This is a genomic window from Pseudomonas sp. LA5, assembly GCF_028640825.1.
Classification (GTDB): Bacteria; Pseudomonadota; Gammaproteobacteria; order Pseudomonadales; family Pseudomonadaceae; genus Chryseomonas; species Chryseomonas aestiva.
Genome location: NZ_JAQYZY010000050.1, coordinates 1 through 16142, shown reverse-complemented (window position 1 = coordinate 16142; position 16142 = coordinate 1). Strand labels below are relative to the sequence as shown.

The following is a 16142-nucleotide window of genomic DNA, read 5'->3' as shown; positions in this document are numbered from 1 at the left end:
CGCAACCTGGCCATCGTCGCCACCCTGGTGGCGGTGGTCGCCATCATCCTGTTGCTGGGCTTGCTGATCCGCGTGCTGCTGCGGCCGCTGCACGACCTGACCCGCGCCATGGCCGACATCGCCGAAGGCGAGGGCGATCTGACCCGCCGCCTGCCGGTGCAGGCCCGCGACGAATTCGGCGCCCTGGCCGAGGCCTTCAACAAGTTCGTGGCGCGCATCCACACCTCGATCCGCGACGTGGCCCAGAGCACCGGCGAGCTGAATCAGGGCACGCGCCGGGTGCTGGAGTCATCGCAATCCTCCATGCAGCAGTCGGATCTGCAGGCCCAGCGCACCACCAGCGTGGCCGCCGCCATCAACGAATTGGGCGCCGCCGCCCAGGAGATCGCCCGCAATGCCGCCCATGCCTCGGGCGAGGCCAGCACCGCCCGTGCCCAGGGTGAAGAGGGTCGCGAGGTGCTCGACGAGGCCCTGCACGCCATGCAGGCGCTGTCGGCCAAGATCGGCACCAGTTGCGAACATATCGAGGCGCTCAACGGCAAGGCCGCCAACATCGGCCAGATCCTCGAAGTCATCCGCGGCATCTCCGAACAGACCAACCTGCTGGCGCTCAATGCCGCCATCGAGGCGGCCCGCGCCGGTGAGGCCGGGCGCGGCTTCGCCGTGGTGGCCGACGAGGTGCGCTCCCTGGCCAGCCGCACCCAGAGTTCGGCGCAGCAGATCCAGCAGATGATCGAGGAACTGCAGACCGGCTCGCGCGACGCCGTGGCGCTGATGCAGGAAAGCCAGCGGCAGAGCGCCCACAGCATGCAGGTGGCCAAGAGCGCCGGCGAGCGGCTGGGCAGCGTGACCGAGCGCATCGGCGAGATCGATGGCCAGAACCAGTCGGTGGCCACCGCGACCGAGGAACAGACCTCGGTGGTGGAGACCCTGAACATGGACATCAGCGAGATCAACCTGCTGAACCAGCAGGGTGTCGACAACCTCCAGGCCACCCTGGCGGCCTGTACCGCCCTGGAAGCCGAGGCCGGTCGCCTGCAGCGGCTGGTGGGCGGCTTCCGCATCTAGTCCGCGCGACAGGTCCTTGAAAAGGGAGCGCCGACGTCAGGTCGGCGCTCCCTTTTTGCTGTCCGACAGGTCAGCAAATCGCCCCCGGACACTGATTGGGCCTAGACCACTCGTCAGAAACAGTAAAACTGATTAGCGCGTGAACTTGCTCTGGCCTGCCGCTTTGCGCGGATCGCCCACTGCGCCTCGGCCCGACGACCGATCCGCGGTATCAAGAAAGCCTTTTTTCCCGCCGATGGGCTAGCTGTTACCGCCAGGTCTGGTGGAGGCCCTGCTCCGTCCGCGCTTCCCGCTCCTGGCACCGCCTAACCTACGGCGTGGCACCCTTTGCCACCAGGGGCTTCATGTTCAGCAGGCTGTGCAAATCCTCTCGCGTACGCTGGAGTCTCGGCGTCTTTCTGTTCGGCGTTCTGCTGACCAGCCTGACCATGCGCCATCTGACCGAGCGCAATGAACAGCAGCTGCGCAGCGCCCTGGACGACGTCGCCGATGACGTTCGCGATCAGGTGCTGGATCGGCTGCGCATCTACGAATACAGCCTGATCGGCATGCGTGATGTGGTGGTGGTCGCCGGCGGCAACCTGTCGCGCGAGCTGCTCGGCGATTACGGGCGGGTCCATGACCTGGGCCAGGAGTTTCGCGGTGCCCGTGGCGTCGGCTTCATTCGCCGTGTGCCTCAGGCCGACGAGGCCCGCTTTCTGCGTGAGGCCCGTGCCGACGGCTGGCCCAACTTCAGCATCCGCGCCTTCGCGCCGCACGACGGCGATCGCTACGTCGTCCAGTATCTCGAACCCGCCTGGCGCAATTTGAAGGCCATCGGCCTGGATACGGCCTCCGATCCCACCCGCCGCGAGGCCGCCGTGCTGGCCATGCGGCATGCCGACATCCACCTGACCGGTCCGTTGCAGCTGCAGGCCTCCCAGCCCCCGGAACCGGGCTTTCTGATGCTGCTGCCCATCTACCAGGGCGGGCAGGCGCCGGCCGATCCGATGGCCCGCGAGGTGGCGACCATCGGCTGGTCCTATGTGCCCCTGAGCATCGATGAGATGTTCGGCAGCATGCGCCTGAACATCCCCGGGCTGATCATCCGGCTGAGCGACGTGACCGTTCCCGAGGCCCCCAGCCTCTTCTATCGCCAGGGTGAGGAAGAGGAGCAGGGCGCCGAGGCGCCGACCGAGCGGCGGCTGGTGCAGGAGGTCTATGGCCGCCAATGGCAACTGGCGCTCACCGCCACCCCGACCTTCGTCGCCGCCCAGCACCTCGTCTCGGTGCCGCTGGTGCATCTGTTCGGCAAGCTGTTCAGCCTGCTGGCCGCCGGCCTCACCTTCGCCGTGATGACCACGCGCCAGCGGCGCCGTCAGTATCAGCAGGACCAGGCCAACCTCACCGCGGTGGTGGAAAGCTCGTCCGACGGCATCATCAGCAAGGACCTCCAGGGCGTGGTGCTGAGCTGGAACCACGCGGCGGAAGAGCTGTTCGGCTACAGCGCCAGCGAAGCCGTGGGCCAGCGCCTGCTCGACCTGGTGGTGCCCACCGAGCTGGAGCACGAGGAATGGTCGGTGCTCGCCCGCATCGGCCGCGGCGAGCCGGTGCCGCACTTCGAGACCCGTCGTCAGCACCGCGACGGCCGCCTCATCGATGTCCTGGTCAGCGTCTCGCCCATGCGCGGCCGTGACGGCCGGGTGGTCGGCGCCTCCAAGACGGTGCGCGATATCTCGCTGCAGAAGGCCGCCCAGGCCGAGATCCTGGCGCTCAATGCCCGGCTGGAAGAACAGGTGGCCCAGCGCACCGTCGAACTCAGCCAGACCAATCGCCTGCTCGGCGACGTGCTGCGCGCGGCCTCCGAGGTGGGCATCATCGCCACCGACCACGAAGGTCGCATCACCCTGTTCAATGAAGGCGCCGAGCGCCTGCTGGGCTACCGCGCCGCCGAGGTGGTGGGGCTCTGGCAGGCCAGCGACTTCCATCTGCCGGAAGAGCTGGCGACCCAGGGCGCGGCCCTGGAAGCCGAATACGGCTTGCCGATCGCCGGCTTCCGGGTGCTGGTGGAGCGCTCCGAACGCGCCGGTGCCGACGCCCGCGAGTGGACCTTCGTCCGGCGCGACGGCGAACACCGCGACGTCAGCCTCGTGGTGACCACCATGCGCGATGTCTCGGGCCAGGTCAGCGGCTATCTGGGCATCGCCTCCGATGTCACCGAGCGCAAGGCCGCCGAGCAGGAGCTGGCTGCCAGCCTCGCCCTGACCCGGGCGATCCTGGACACCGCGGTCAGCCCCATCGTCACCGTGGACAGCAATGGCCTGGTGCGCTCCTTCAACCCGGCCGGCGAACGCATCTTCGGCTATCGCGCGGCCGAGGTGATCGGTCAACCCGTCCGCCGGCTGATTCCCGGCTATCTGGCCGGCTACGAGGCGCTGTTCAGCTGCTCGCAGGCGGTGCCCGACGACAATGCCGCCCAACAGGGCCAGGAAATGGAGGGGCGCCGGGCGGACGGCAGTGTCTTCCCGATCACCCTGAGCCTGGGGGTGATGTGGACCGATGGCGAGCGCCTGGCGGTGGCCATCATCGCCGACATCACCGAACAGAGTCGCCAGCGCCAGGCGCTCGTGCAGACCCGCGATCAGCTGACCATGGCCGCCGACGTCGCCCAGCTCGGCATCTGGTGCTGGCAGCCCGACACCGGCCAGGTGCAGTGCAACGAGCGGATGTTCGATCTCTACGAATGGAACGAGAAGCAGCGCACTCGCGGCATCACCTACAACGACTGGCGCGACCGCGTGCACCCCGACGACCTGGGCAGCGCCGAAGAGCGCCTGGGCGCCGCCATGGCCGGACGCGCGGTGTTCGATCCGGTGTTCCGCATCCGCCGTCGGGATGGCTCGCTGCGGCACATCATCGCTGGCGCCCGCACCGAGCGCGATCCGCGCGGCCGGGTGCTGCGGGTGGTGGGCATCAACCGCGACATCACCGAACAGCTGGAGCTGGAACACCGGTTGCGCGAGGAGCGTACCCGCGCCGACCTGGCCAGCCAGGCCAAGTCGTCCTTCCTGGCCAACATGAGCCACGAGATCCGCACCCCGATGAACGCCGTGCTGGGCATGCTGCAACTGCTGCAGCGCACCACGCTCGATGCGCGCCAGGGCGACTACCTGACCAAGGCCCAGCAGGCGGCGCGTTCGCTGCTGGGGCTGCTCAACGACGTGCTGGACTATTCCAAGATCGAAGCCGGCAAGCTGCAGCTGGATGTCCATCCCTTCAGCCTGGAGCAGGTGCTGCGCAACCTGGGCGTGGTGCTCTCCGGCAACAGCGGCGAGAAGAACGTCGAGATCAACTACCACCTGGATGCCGGGCTGCCCACCGCCCTGATCGGCGACAGCCTGCGCCTGCAGCAGATCCTCATCAACCTGGCCGGTAACGCCCTCAAGTTCACCGAGGCGGGGCAGGTGCTGGTCAGCGTGCGCCAGCTGTCGCGCGACGGCGGCCAACTGCGCCTGGAATTCTCGGTACAGGACACCGGCATCGGCATCAGCCCGGCGCACCAGGAGCAGCTGTTCCAGGGCTTCACCCAGGCCGAGGCCTCGATCAGCCGGCGCTTTGGCGGAACTGGCCTGGGCCTGGCCATCTGCAAGCGCCTGGTGGAGCTGATGGATGGCCAGTTGCAGGTGGAAAGCGAGCTGGGGGTGGGCAGCCGCTTCTGGTTCGATGCCGCCCTGGCGGTGGACAGCCAGGGCGAGACCCAGCTGGCGCCGGTATGCCGGCGGGTGCTGCTGGCCGACGACAACACCCTGGTCGGCGAGGTGCTGGTGGAAACCCTGGCCGCCCTCGGCTGGCAGGTGGACCTGGTCACCAGCGGCGCCGCCGCCCTCGCGCGGGTCGTCCAGGCCCAGCAGCAGGCACAGCCCTATGAGGCAGTGCTCATGGATTGGCGCATGCCTGACGGCGATGGCCTGCTGGCGGCCCGACAGCTGCGCGAGCGGCAGGCCGACAACCGACCCAAGGTCATCATGCTCACCGGCTTCGGCCGCGACTTCCTGTCCGAAACCCAGCAGAGCGCCGATGCGCCCTTCGACGACTACCTGACCAAGCCGGTGACCCCGGCGCAGATCGTCGAGGTGGTGGAGCGGGCCCTGGGCGCCGAGATCCCGGCCGGGGTGCACGCCGCCGCGGTGGTCGACGAGAGCCACCGGCTGGCCGGCCTGCGCCTGCTGGTGGTGGAAGACAATGCCCTCAACCGCCAGGTGGCCGCCGAGCTGCTGCTGGCCCAGGGCGCCCAGGTGGAACTGGCCGAGGGTGGACTGGAAGGCGTCGAGCGGGTGCTCTCCGGCGCGCCGCTGGACGTGGTCATCATGGACATGCAGATGCCCGACATCGATGGCCTGGAAGCCACCCGCCGCATCCGCGCCGACGGGCGTTTCCGTACCCTGCCGATCCTGGCGATGACCGCCAATGCCTCCCATACCGACCGCGACGCCTGCCTGGCCGCCGGCATGGACGACCATATCGGCAAGCCCATCGACCTGGAATTGCTGGTCGCCCGCCTGCAGCGACTGACCGGCCAGGAGGTCAGCGCCGCGTCCGTTGCCGCGCCGGTCGGCGAGGATCGCCAGGTGGAACCCCTGAGCCTCGTCCTGCGCCGCTTCGGCGGCGATGCCCGGCTGTTCGGCTCGCTGCTGGAACGCTTTGCCGAGGACTCCGTCGGCCTGCTGGAAGGACTCGCCCGAGCCTGGTACGCCGCCGACAGCGAGGCAGCGGTGGCCGTACTACACTCCCTCAAGGGCAGCGCCGGCACCATGGGTGCGCAGCGCCTGGCCGCGCGCGCCGCCGAGGGCGAACGCGCCGGCAAGGCCGGAGCGGGTGTCCCCCCGGAGGTGGCGATGGAACTGACGACCCTGCGACAGCTGCTCGACGAAGCCCTGGTCGAATTGCGCAGCGCCCTGGCCGAGCTCCTGCCACCGCCCGCCATTGCCGCAACCGCAAGCGCAACCCACACCGACCCCCAGGTCGACTGGCGCGCCCGCCTGGACGAACTCGAACAGTTGCTCAGCCAGGGCAATCTCGACGCCCTGGAACTGATCGCCGAGCTGCCCGTGCACTGTCGCGCCGAAGCTCAGGTGCGCTACGACCTCTTGCGCGCCCAGGTCGAGACCCTCGACTTCACCGCGGCGCTCATCACCCTGCCTGATCTGAAGGAAGCCCTATGACTCCGCCGACCGCGCAGGCCGCCGGACGCAGCAAGCCCAAGCTGCTGATCGTCGACGACCAACCGCTGAACATCCGCATCCTCCACGAACTCTTTCGCCAGGATTGCGAGACGCTGATGGCCACCAGCGGCGCCCAGGCCTTGCAACTGGCCCTGGCCCAGCAGCCGGATCTGATCCTGCTCGACGTGATGATGCCCCAGCTCGACGGCCACGAGGTCCTGCGGCGATTGCAGGCCGAGCCCGCCACGGCCGCCATCCCGGTGATCTTCGTCACCGGCCAGGAAGGCCCCGACGAAGAGGTGACCGGCCTGGAACTCGGCGCGGTGGACTTCATCAGCAAGCCGATCAATCCGGTCATCGTCCGCGCCCGGGTGCGCACCCAGCTGACCCTCAAGGCGCAGCGCGACGCCCTGCGCAGCATCGCCCTGGTCGATGGCCTCACCGGCGTCGCCAATCGCCGCCAGTTCGACGAAGCACTGCTGCGTGGCTGGCGCCAGAGTCAGCGCGAAGGCACGCCGTTTTCGCTGATCCTCATGGATATCGATCACTTCAAGGCCTACAACGACCACTATGGCCACCTGGCCGGCGACCAGTGCCTGCGCCAGGTCGCCCAGGCGCTGGGGCAGGGCCTGTTCCGTCCCTATGACCTGCTGGCGCGCTACGGTGGCGAGGAATTCGGCTGCCTGCTGCCCGGGACCGACCTGGAAGGCGCCACCCAGGTCGCCGAGCGGCTGCTGCAGCAGGTGCACGACCAGCGCCTGACCCACGGCTATTCCTCGGTGACCGGCTACGTCACCCTGAGTCTGGGCGTGGCCACCGCGCTACCGCCCACCGCCGTCGATCCGGCCGCCCTGATCACCGCCGCCGATGCCCAGCTCTATGCGGCCAAGCACCAGGGCCGCGCCCGGGTCTGTGCCGCGGAACTGGCTGGCTGAGGCCATCCTTCGTAAGGCCCGTTCGGGTAACGCCGGGTAACAGAGGTCCGGCCTTTATTCGCTGTCTAGTATGGTGTTTCAGAAGTTCGCGCAGGAATTGGCGAGTGCTTTTTGTTCATGGGCTAGGCGCCGGGACGAGTCATGGCAGGGCTATGGCGAGCAGGGGCAACGACGTCCAGGGATAAAAGGCGCCGGCAAAATTGCCTAGATAACTTTTGAAACACCACACTAGGCTGGGCGGCGAGGCGGCAGACTGTCAGACTGCGGGCAGGGATTCTGCCGCCGGTAATCTATGTACGCCTTCACGCAACGCCAGGCCATCTTGGCCAGCTGGATCATCGTCTTCACCGCGCTCTATCTGGTTCTCCCGCTCAAGCTCCTGCCCAGCCTGCTGGCCGGCCTGCTGGTGTACGAACTGGTCAACACCCTGGCCGGGCGCCTGCAGCGGCAGATGCCCGGCGGCGGCGCGCGCTGGCTCGCCGTGGCCCTGCTCGGCGCCCTGGTGGTGAGCCTGCTGACGCTGTTCTTCGTCTGGTTCACCAGCTTCATCATCCAGGAAGTCCAGAACCCCGGACGCCTGCTGGACAAGTTCATGGTGCTCACCGAGCGCGCCCGTGCCCAGTTGCCGCCTTCGCTGGATGCCTACCTGCCGGCCAACGCCGACAGCATGAAGCAGGAGCTGGTGGAATGGGTGCGCGCCCATGTGGCGCAACTGCAGCTGTTCGGTCGCGACGCGGCACGGACCTTCGTCATCGTGCTGATCGGCATGATCCTCGGTGCCATCGTTGCCCTGCAGCCCACCCCCGATCCCGAGCGCCTGCGCCCGCTGTCCGGCGCTTTGCTGGTGCGTCTCGGCCTGGTGGCCCAGGCCTTTCGCAACATCGTCTTCGCCCAGATCAAGATCTCGCTGCTCAACACCACCCTGACTGGCATCTTCCTGCTCGGCGTGCTGCCGCTGTTCGATGTCCATCTGCCGCTGGCCAAGACCCTGGTGATCCTCACCTTCATCCTTGGCCTGCTGCCGGTGATCGGCAACCTGATGTCCAACACCCTGATCTTCATCGCCGGCCTGTCGCTGTCGATCTGGGTCGCGGTGGCGGCGCTGGGCTACCTGATCGCCATCCACAAGCTGGAGTACTTCCTCAACGCCCGTATCGTCGGCGGCCAGATCAGCGCCCGTTCCTGGGAATTGCTGGTGGCCATGCTGGTGTTCGAGGCGGCCTTCGGCCTGCCCGGGCTGGTGGCGGCGCCGGTGTACTACGCCTATCTCAAGAGCGAGTTGAGGGCGGAAGGGCTGGTTTGATGAGCGGTCAGATTCGCGTCCTGGCACTCTGTGTGCTGCGCCAGGGCAAGCGCATCCTGGTGCGCGAGACGCAGGACCCGCAGGATGGCCGAAGCTTTTGCCGCCCCCTGGGCGGTGGCGTGGAATTCGGCGAAACCAGTCTGGCGGCCGTGCGGCGCGAGATGCGCGAGGAACTGGGCGTCGAACTGGCCGAGGTGAGGCTGCTGGGCACCCTGGAATCGCTGTTCAGCTACGCCGGGCGGCCGGGCCACGAGGTGGTGCTGGTCTACGCCGCCGAATTCGTTGATCGGCAGCTCTATGCGCAGACCGAGCTGCCTGGTCAGGAGAGCGATGGTGAAGCCTTCATGGCTACCTGGCGCTCGCTCGATTCCTTCGACGACAGCTGTCGGCTGGTACCCGAAGGCCTGCTGGCGCTTCTCGCTAGCGCTGCCTGAAGCCGCGGCCCCTCACTGACGATCCAGATTCGCCCACATGCGTTGCCAGAAGGCACCGGCCTCCTCATTGATGGCGCGCCAGCGCTGCTCCAGGCGTTCGCGCTCGGGCGTGCCCAGGTCCTCCGGGCAGGCCAGGTAGCGGTCGGCGGCGGCCTGGGCCTCGGCCTGCAGGCGGCGCCATTCGCGCACGTCATCCAGCCAGCAGCGGCCGGTGATGGTTTCGTAGTACTCGTGGGCGATCGCGTCTTTGCTCATAGGGCGTTCCAGGTAGGGGATACAGCCCTAGACCGCGCCTTACGCCCGGGGTGCCCGTCTCGGCGGTCAAAGGAGTCCAGGAGGCCGATTCGCCGGGGGCGGCAGGCGTCCGCTGCTCTTCGAACGCCAGGTGCTGGACAGCAGGAAGCCGCGTCGAGACGCGGCTTCCTGCTGTCCCAGACAGGACTTACTGCCGCGCCAGCACCGTGCTGCGACCGGCCTTGGGCGCGCCCGGCAGGGGGCTCAGGGCGCCGGTTTCCAGCCAGCGGCGCACGCGGGTGGCGTCGGCCATGTGGGTGAACTTGCCGAAGGCGTCCATCACCACGAAGGCCACCGGACGACCGGCCATCACGGTACGCATCACCAGGCAGTGACCGGCCTTGTCGGTGTAGCCGGTCTTGGTCAGCTGCACGCTCCAGTCGGCGTTGTAGACCAGGTGGTTGGTGTTGCGAAAGCCCAGCACATAGTTGGGGTTGTGGAAGGCCTGGGTCTTTTCCGGGGTGGTGCTGAGCTGGCCGAGCAGCGGATAGTGCTCGGTGGCCTTGAGCAGGGTGACCAGGTCACGCGCGGTGGAGACGTTCAGCGGCGACAGGCCGGTGGGTTCGGCGTAGCGGGTGTTTCTCATGCCCAGGGCGCGGGCCTTGGCATTCATGGCGGCGACGAAGGCCCGCTGGCCACCCGGATAGTGATGGGCGAGGCTGGTGGCGGCGCGGTTTTCCGAGGACATCAGCGCCAGTTGCAGCATGTCGCGCCGGGTCAGCTGGCTACCCAGGCGCACCCGCGAGAAGATGCCACGCATGGCCGGATTCTCGCTGATGTCGATGTCGATGGTCTGCTCCAACGGCAGCCGGGCATCGAGCACCACCATGGCGGTCATCAGCTTGGTCACCGAAGCGATGGGGGCGACCTGGTCGGGATTCTGGGAAAAGAGTACCTGGTTGGTCTTGAGGTCGACGACCAGGGCGTGGTTCGAAGCCAGGCGCTGGGCGGTGGCGGCCGCCGCGGCCTTGACCTTCGGTGGGGTCTGGGCCAGGACGGCCGGACTCAGCCCGACCAAGCCAGCCAGCAACAGGCCGGCAAGTTGATGACAGATCTTCACGGTGGCAGCTCTCAAAAGGGGGGCGGGGTTAGAACAACCGCGAACGGCAATGCCCCTTGCAGATCAAGGACATTGCTCAGAGATTTCACGTCTTTTATCACCCGGAATGTCGGCTGGGAATCCGACAAGGCAGCTTTTTACACAGCGCGCTGGCAAAAAGTCACAATAAGTTGCATATGGGCGACGGACGGCGGGGATGGCGGAGCGAAAGGGCGCCCGAGAGGCCTCGGACGCCTTGCCTTTCAGTCGTGGGCTTCCTGGGCGGTGGGGCCGAGCATGCTGCCGGTGACCAGGTAGCGTTCGTGCCAGGCCAGAGCCTCGGGCAGCAGGTGCGGAGTGTGCTTGCCGTGGCTGCCGGCCAGGGCGCGTTCGAAATAATCTTCCAGCGCCGGACGAAAGCTCGGGTGCACGCAGTGCTCCAGGATGGCCCGGGCGCGCTGCTTGGGGCTGAGCATGCGCAGGTCGGCCAGGCCCTGGTCGGTGACGATCACCGAGACATCGTGCTCGGTGTGATCGACGTGACTGACCATGGGCACCAGGGTCGAGATCAGCCCATTCTTGGCCATGCTCGGCGCCATGAACACCGACAGATAGGCGTTGCGGGCGAAGTCGCCGGAGCCGCCGATGCCGTTCATCATCCCGGTGCCCATCTGGTGGGTGGAGTTGACGTTGCCATAGAGGTCGGCTTCGAGCATGCCGTTCAGGGCGATGCAGCCCAGCCGCCGCACCAGTTCCGGATGATTGCTCACGCCCTGCTGGCGCAGGATGATGCGCTGGCGCAGCGACTCGGCGTGCTCGACGAAGCGCTCGATGCCCGCCGGACTCAGGGAAAAGGAGGTGGCCGAGGCCAGCTCCATCTTGCCGCTGATGAGCAGCTCCAGCATGCCGTCCTGGATCACCTCGGTGAAGGCGGTCAGCCCCGCGAACTCGCTCTCGGCCAGACCCTGCATGAAGGCGTTGGCGATGTTGCCGACCCCCGACTGGAGCGGCAGCAGATTGGCCGGGATACGGCCCTGGCGTACCTCGAAGCGCAGAAAGTCCAGCAGGTGCGCGGCGATGGCCTGGGAGGCGGCGTCCGGGGCCTTGAACGGACTGTTGCGGTCGGGGGCATCGGTCTCCACCACGGCCACCACCTTGTCCAGCGGCACCTCCAGATAGGGCGAGCCGATGCGGTCGCCGGGGTGCGCCAGGGGAATCGGCGTGCGGCGGGGCGGCAGGGCGCCGTCGGTGTAGATGTCATGCATGCCGTCCAGGGCGTCGGGCTGCCAGCGATTGACCTCGAGAATCACCGCATCGGCCATGTCCAGCCAGGTCTTGTTGTTGCCCACCGAGGAGGAGGGCACCAGCAGACCGTCTTCGCGAATGGCGGCGATCTCCACCACCGCCACGTCGATCTTGCCGAAGAAGCCATAGCGCACCTTTTCCGCCAGCTGGCCCAGGTGGATGTCCATGTACTCCAGGCCACCGGCGTTGATGCGACTGCGCAACTCCGGATCGGACTGGAAGGGCACCCGCAACTCGATGCCATCGACCCGCGCCAGGGCGCCGTCCAGCTCCGGTGCGGTGGACGCGCCGGTCAGCACCTTGATGCGAAAGGGCTCGCCGGCGCCGTGGCTGGCGGTGATGCGCTGGGCCAGGGCGCCCGGCACGGCCTTGGGGTAACCGGCCCCGGTGAAGCCGCTCATGCCCACGGTCATGCCGTGACGAATGAACTGCGCGGCCTGCTCGGCGCTCTGGCGCTTGGCGGCGAAACCGGGATGGCGAATACGGTGGGACATGACGACCTCTGCGGGTGTTATCGAAAGCACACTAAGAATGTGGATTCTACGCCGAAGGGATGCTTAGGTCCCTAAGCAAAAGGTCGGGTGGGCGGGGAAATCTTCGGGAGTGGGGCGTAGGTTGGGTTCGGTAGGTTGGGTTGAGCGCAGCGAAGCCCAACGGTGCCCAAGCCAACCATCGTCTTGATGTGCTAGCTGATTATCGAGTTTTGCTGGCACTTCTTGTTTCGCTCCTCCGAGCGAGTCACTTTTGTCAGTCGCGACAAAAGTAACCAAAACCGCTTGCCCCGAACATCCGGCCCTCCGCTGCGCTGCGGGTCCGCTCACGCCAGCGCCGCTCCGGGGTCGGTCCAGATGGGCCGTCCATGGCCCACTGGACCTCTCGCCGCATCCATGCGGCTCGACCCACTCCACGACGCTGGCGTTCGCCCTGCTGAACGGGGCGAATCGCCAGCCTGAAAGTGTTGGTTGAAGAGCCACGAACAGCTCGTAGCGTGGACAACGGCGAAGCCTTGTCCACTGTTAGTGTAGGTACCTTCCAGTGGAAAACGCTGCGCGGTTTTCCACGCTACGACCTCTGAACCCCGAATTCCCAGGCTTGCGCCCCGCCCCGTCAGTGAGGCCGAGTGCAGGTGTCGCGGAGGGGATATGCGAGGCAGGACGCCGAGCAAGGCGCGAGGGGCAGGAAGCCCCTTCGTGCAGTGCCCCTGGAGCGGCACCGGAGCGAGGGGACCCGGAGCGCAGCGGAGGGCCGAAACGTGGGGCAAGCGTTTTTGGTTACTTTTTTGCGGGGCGCGCAGCCGCGCATGCAAAAAGTAACTCGCCCGGGTGGGCGAAACAAAAGCCCTCAGAGCACTCGATAAACAGCTAGGGCACCCATAACCCTAATCCGTTGGGCTTCGCTATCGCTCAATCCAACCTACGCCGATCCGCCCGGATCACCACGACCCAGGCGTTGGGCACTGAACGCCCAACTACCCCTCACGCCACCATCATGATCCACGGCACCCCGATCCCCAGCAGCACCAGCAGGAACAGCGCGCCGAAAATGGTCCCCAGTCGCCAGTAGTCCGCGCTGGGCAGGTAGCCGCTGCCGTAGTACACCGGGCTCGGCCCGGTGCCGTAGGGCGTGATGATGCCCATCAGCCCCAGCGAGGTGCCCAGCAGCAGGGCGAATACCGGCAGGTCGATGCCGGGGATGCCCATGCCGGCGGCCAGCATCACCGGCAGCAGCGCCGTGGTGTGGGCGGTGGAGCTGGCAAACAGGTAGTGGGCGAGATAGAAGACCGCCACCAGTACCACCATGGCGGTACCGGCGTGGAAGCCGCCCAGGTGGCCGGCGACCCACTGGCCGAACCAGGCGACGAAGCCGACCCGGGTCAGGCCGTCGGCCAGGGCTACCAGGGTGGCGAACCAGGCGAAGGTGTTCCAGGCGGCCTTGTTGCCCAGGGCATCGTTCCAGGTGATGACCTTCAGCAGCAGCATCAGCACGATCACCAGGATGCCCACCAGCGCCGGATCGGCCCAGGCGGCACCAAAGATCCACAGCACCAGGGCACCGATCACCAGGGCCAGTAGCAGCTTTTCATCGCGGGTCAGCGGGCCGAGTGCGGCCAGTTCCTTGGCCGCCCACAGCGGCACCTGGTCGTTGCGCTTGATCTCCGGCGGATACAGCCAGTAGGCCAGCAGCGGCAGCAGGGCCAGCAGCAGGATGCCCATGGGCGCGGCGGCGATGAACCACTGGCCCCAGCTGATGTGCACCTGGGCGGTCTTCTCGATCAGTGCGGCGGCCAGCAGATTGGGGGCGAGGGCAGTGAGGAACAGGGTGCTGGTGACGCAGGTGGAGGAGATCGCCACCCACATCAGGTAGGAACCGATGCGCCGGGCGCTGGGGTCGTTGGGCTTGGAATCGTAGAGCAGCGGCAGGTTGCGGATCACCGGGTAGACGGTGCCTCCGCTGCGCGCGGTGTTGGACGGGGTGAAGGGTGCGAGGGCCAGATCGGCCAGCATCACCGCGTAGCCCAGGGTCAGGGTGCGCCGGCCCATGGCCTTGACCAGCAGCAGGGCGATGCGTCGCCCGAGCCCGGTCTTCTCGTAGCCCAGGGCGAACATGAAGGCGCTGAAGATCAGCCAGACGGTGTTGTTGGAAAAGCCCGCCAGGCCCCATTTCAGCGCCTCCTGGGGGGCGCGAAAGCCCGGTGTCGCCAGCTGCGCCGGACTAAACAGCACCCAGGGCGCCAGCAGGGCCGCCACGGCCACCCCGATCAGGCCGACCACCGCGCCGGGCAGGGGTTCGAGGATCAGTCCCACCACCACGCCGGCGAAGAGGGCGAAGTACAGCCAGGCATGAGCGGGCAGGCCCTCCGGTGCGGGCAGCAGCGCCAGCAGTCCGGTGACGGCGAGGGGCAGCAGGAATTTCCAGGTGGTACGCATCGGGCGCTCGCAGATTCCGGTGGTCTCGGGAAACCGGCCTGGGCCGGGATGGCTGACGGTACTGTGCCAGAGGGCTGCGCGGTCAGCGGCAGCCAGCTTTGCAAAGGCCGGGCTGCTTTCCCAGCGCGCTGGCCGTGGTCATTCGTCGCAGTCCTGCGGTCTTAGGTTCCCTGAGGGCATTCTTTCGCTATCGAGAATGACTTGCAACAACGCGAAGACGCCGGTCGTTGCCGATTGCGCCCGTCGTTCACCTCGGCGAACAATCGGACTTTCCGCCAACCCTAACAACACGAGGATGACCGCCATGAAGTACCGCCTGGGAGAACACCGTGTCGACGCTCATCCGCACAGCTGGGTCGCGCCTACCGCCGCGGTGATCGGCAAGGTCCGCCTGGATGAGGGCGCCAGCGTCTGGTTCGGCGCGGTGTTGCGTGGCGACAACGAGCTGATCCATATCGGCCCGGACAGCAATGTGCAGGACGGCGCCGTGCTGCACACCGATCCCGGCTCGCCGCTGACCCTGGGGCGTGGCGTCACCGTCGGCCACCAGGCCATGCTGCATGGCTGCGAAATCGGCGACGGCAGCCTGATCGGAATCCACGCCGTGGTGCTCAACGGCGCGCGCATCGGGCGCAACTGCCTGGTGGGCGCCAATGCCCTGGTCACCGAGAACGCGGTGATTCCCGACGGCTCTCTGGTGCTCGGCTCGCCGGCCAAGGTGGTGCGCACCCTGAGCGAGGCCCAGCAGGCGCAGCTGGCGGCCAACGCCCAGGTCTATGTGGCCAATGCGCGGCGCTATCTGGAAGAGCTGTTCGAGCAGGGGGAGTAGGGCGATCGGGAGCCGCGCCCCGCGCTGGATGACCTTCTTCCTCCGAGCAAGGGCTGGGATGAGGGGAAAGCCGCTTCGGTCCGTTGGGCTTCGCTACGCTCAGCCCAACCTACAAGGCAGGTAGCGCCCTGGCCGAAGCCGTAGCGTGGAAAACGGCGCAGCCTTTTCCACCTGAAGAGTTGTTGCCAGACGTGCCCTCACCCCAACCCTCTCCCGGAAGGAGAGGGGGCTGTCCGAGCAAGCGTTTGGGTCTAACGGTCCAGACGGGCCGCGATCCGTTGTCGCCCGGCTATCCGTTAGCGCAGAGCCACCCCCTCTCCCCTTGGGAGAGGGCTGGGGTGAGGGAAAAGCCGCGCCGGTCCGTTGGGCTTCGCTGCGTTCAACCCAACCTACAAGGTAGGCAGAGCGCCCCGGCCGAAGCCGTAGCGTGGAAAACGGCGCAGCCTTTTCCACCTAAAGAGTTGTTGCCAGGCGTGCCCTCACCCCAACCCTCTCCTGGAGGGAGAGGGGGCTGTCCGAGCGAACGTTCGTGTGCAGCGCCAAAGGCAGATTCGCGATTCATTGTCGCCAGGCTATCCGTTAGCGCAGAGCCACCCCCTCTCCCCTTGGGAGAGGGGGTGGGGTGAGGGAAAAGCCGCGCCGGTCTATTGGGCTTCGCCGCGCTCAACCTAATACCGGCTGCGTAGCGTGGAAAACGGCGCAGCCTTTTCCACCTGAAGATTTGTTGCCAGGCGTGCCCTTACCCCAACCCTCTCCCGGAGGGAGAGGGGGCTGTCCGAGCGAACGTTCGTGTGCAGCGCCAAAGGC

Annotated in this window: 10 protein-coding genes; 6 read left to right on the top strand and 4 right to left on the bottom strand. The window is 67.1% G+C overall.

Features of this window, described 5'->3' with window-relative positions; translation table 11 throughout:
- The 5 genes from PVZ72_RS17785 to PVZ72_RS17765 all read left to right on the top strand — a co-directional run.
- The coding region (locus PVZ72_RS17785; protein WP_273862529.1) for a methyl-accepting chemotaxis protein at positions 1–1068 on the top strand (1068 nt) is incomplete at its 5' end.
- A 344-nt stretch (positions 1069–1412) separates the two neighbouring features.
- Entirely contained in the window at positions 1413–6269 is a 4857-nt protein-coding gene (locus PVZ72_RS17780; RefSeq protein WP_273862606.1) for a PAS domain S-box protein, read from the top strand.
- On the top strand, positions 6266–7204 hold the full coding sequence (locus PVZ72_RS17775; RefSeq protein ID WP_273807146.1) for a diguanylate cyclase domain-containing protein: 939 nt from the start codon (positions 6266–6268) through the stop codon (positions 7202–7204). Before PVZ72_RS17780 ends, PVZ72_RS17775 begins: the two co-directional genes overlap by 4 nt.
- A 292-nt stretch (positions 7205–7496) precedes the next feature.
- The gene (locus PVZ72_RS17770; protein ID WP_133862255.1) at positions 7497–8507 is read left to right on the top strand and encodes an AI-2E family transporter; all 1011 of its coding nucleotides are present in this window, start codon (positions 7497–7499) and stop codon (positions 8505–8507) included.
- A complete protein-coding gene (locus PVZ72_RS17765) occupies positions 8507–8941 on the top strand; it encodes an NUDIX hydrolase (RefSeq protein ID WP_187981054.1) in 435 nt (144 codons plus the stop codon). The genes PVZ72_RS17770 and PVZ72_RS17765 overlap by 1 nt, the downstream gene beginning before the upstream one ends.
- A gap of 12 nt (positions 8942–8953) precedes the next feature.
- Here the strand turns inward: PVZ72_RS17765 and PVZ72_RS17760 are convergent, their stop codons facing one another.
- The 4 genes from PVZ72_RS17760 to PVZ72_RS17745 all read right to left on the bottom strand — a co-directional run bounded on the left by PVZ72_RS17760 (position 8954) and on the right by PVZ72_RS17745 (position 14506).
- Positions 8954–9196 (bottom strand): hypothetical protein, encoded by a 243-nt coding sequence (locus tag PVZ72_RS17760; RefSeq protein ID WP_133862253.1) that lies wholly within the window; start codon positions 9194–9196, stop codon positions 8954–8956.
- A 187-nt stretch (positions 9197–9383) separates the two neighbouring features.
- On the bottom strand, positions 9384–10295 hold the full coding sequence (pbpG, locus tag PVZ72_RS17755) for a D-alanyl-D-alanine endopeptidase (protein WP_037006760.1): 912 nt from the start codon (positions 10293–10295) through the stop codon (positions 9384–9386).
- 242 nt (positions 10296–10537) lie between these two features.
- Positions 10538–12073, bottom strand: a complete 1536-nt coding sequence (locus PVZ72_RS17750) for an acetyl-CoA hydrolase/transferase family protein (protein WP_273862605.1) — start codon at positions 12071–12073, stop codon at positions 10538–10540.
- Between the two features lie 981 nt (positions 12074–13054).
- The gene (locus PVZ72_RS17745) at positions 13055–14506 is read right to left on the bottom strand and encodes an anion permease (RefSeq protein ID WP_187981056.1); all 1452 of its coding nucleotides are present in this window, start codon (positions 14504–14506) and stop codon (positions 13055–13057) included.
- Positions 14507–14810: 304 nt separating this feature from the next.
- Between PVZ72_RS17745 and PVZ72_RS17740 the strand changes: the two genes are divergently transcribed.
- Positions 14811–15335, top strand: coding sequence for a gamma carbonic anhydrase family protein (locus PVZ72_RS17740; protein WP_271653140.1), 525 nt, complete (start codon positions 14811–14813; stop codon positions 15333–15335).
- Positions 15336–16142: the final 807 nt, after the last annotated feature.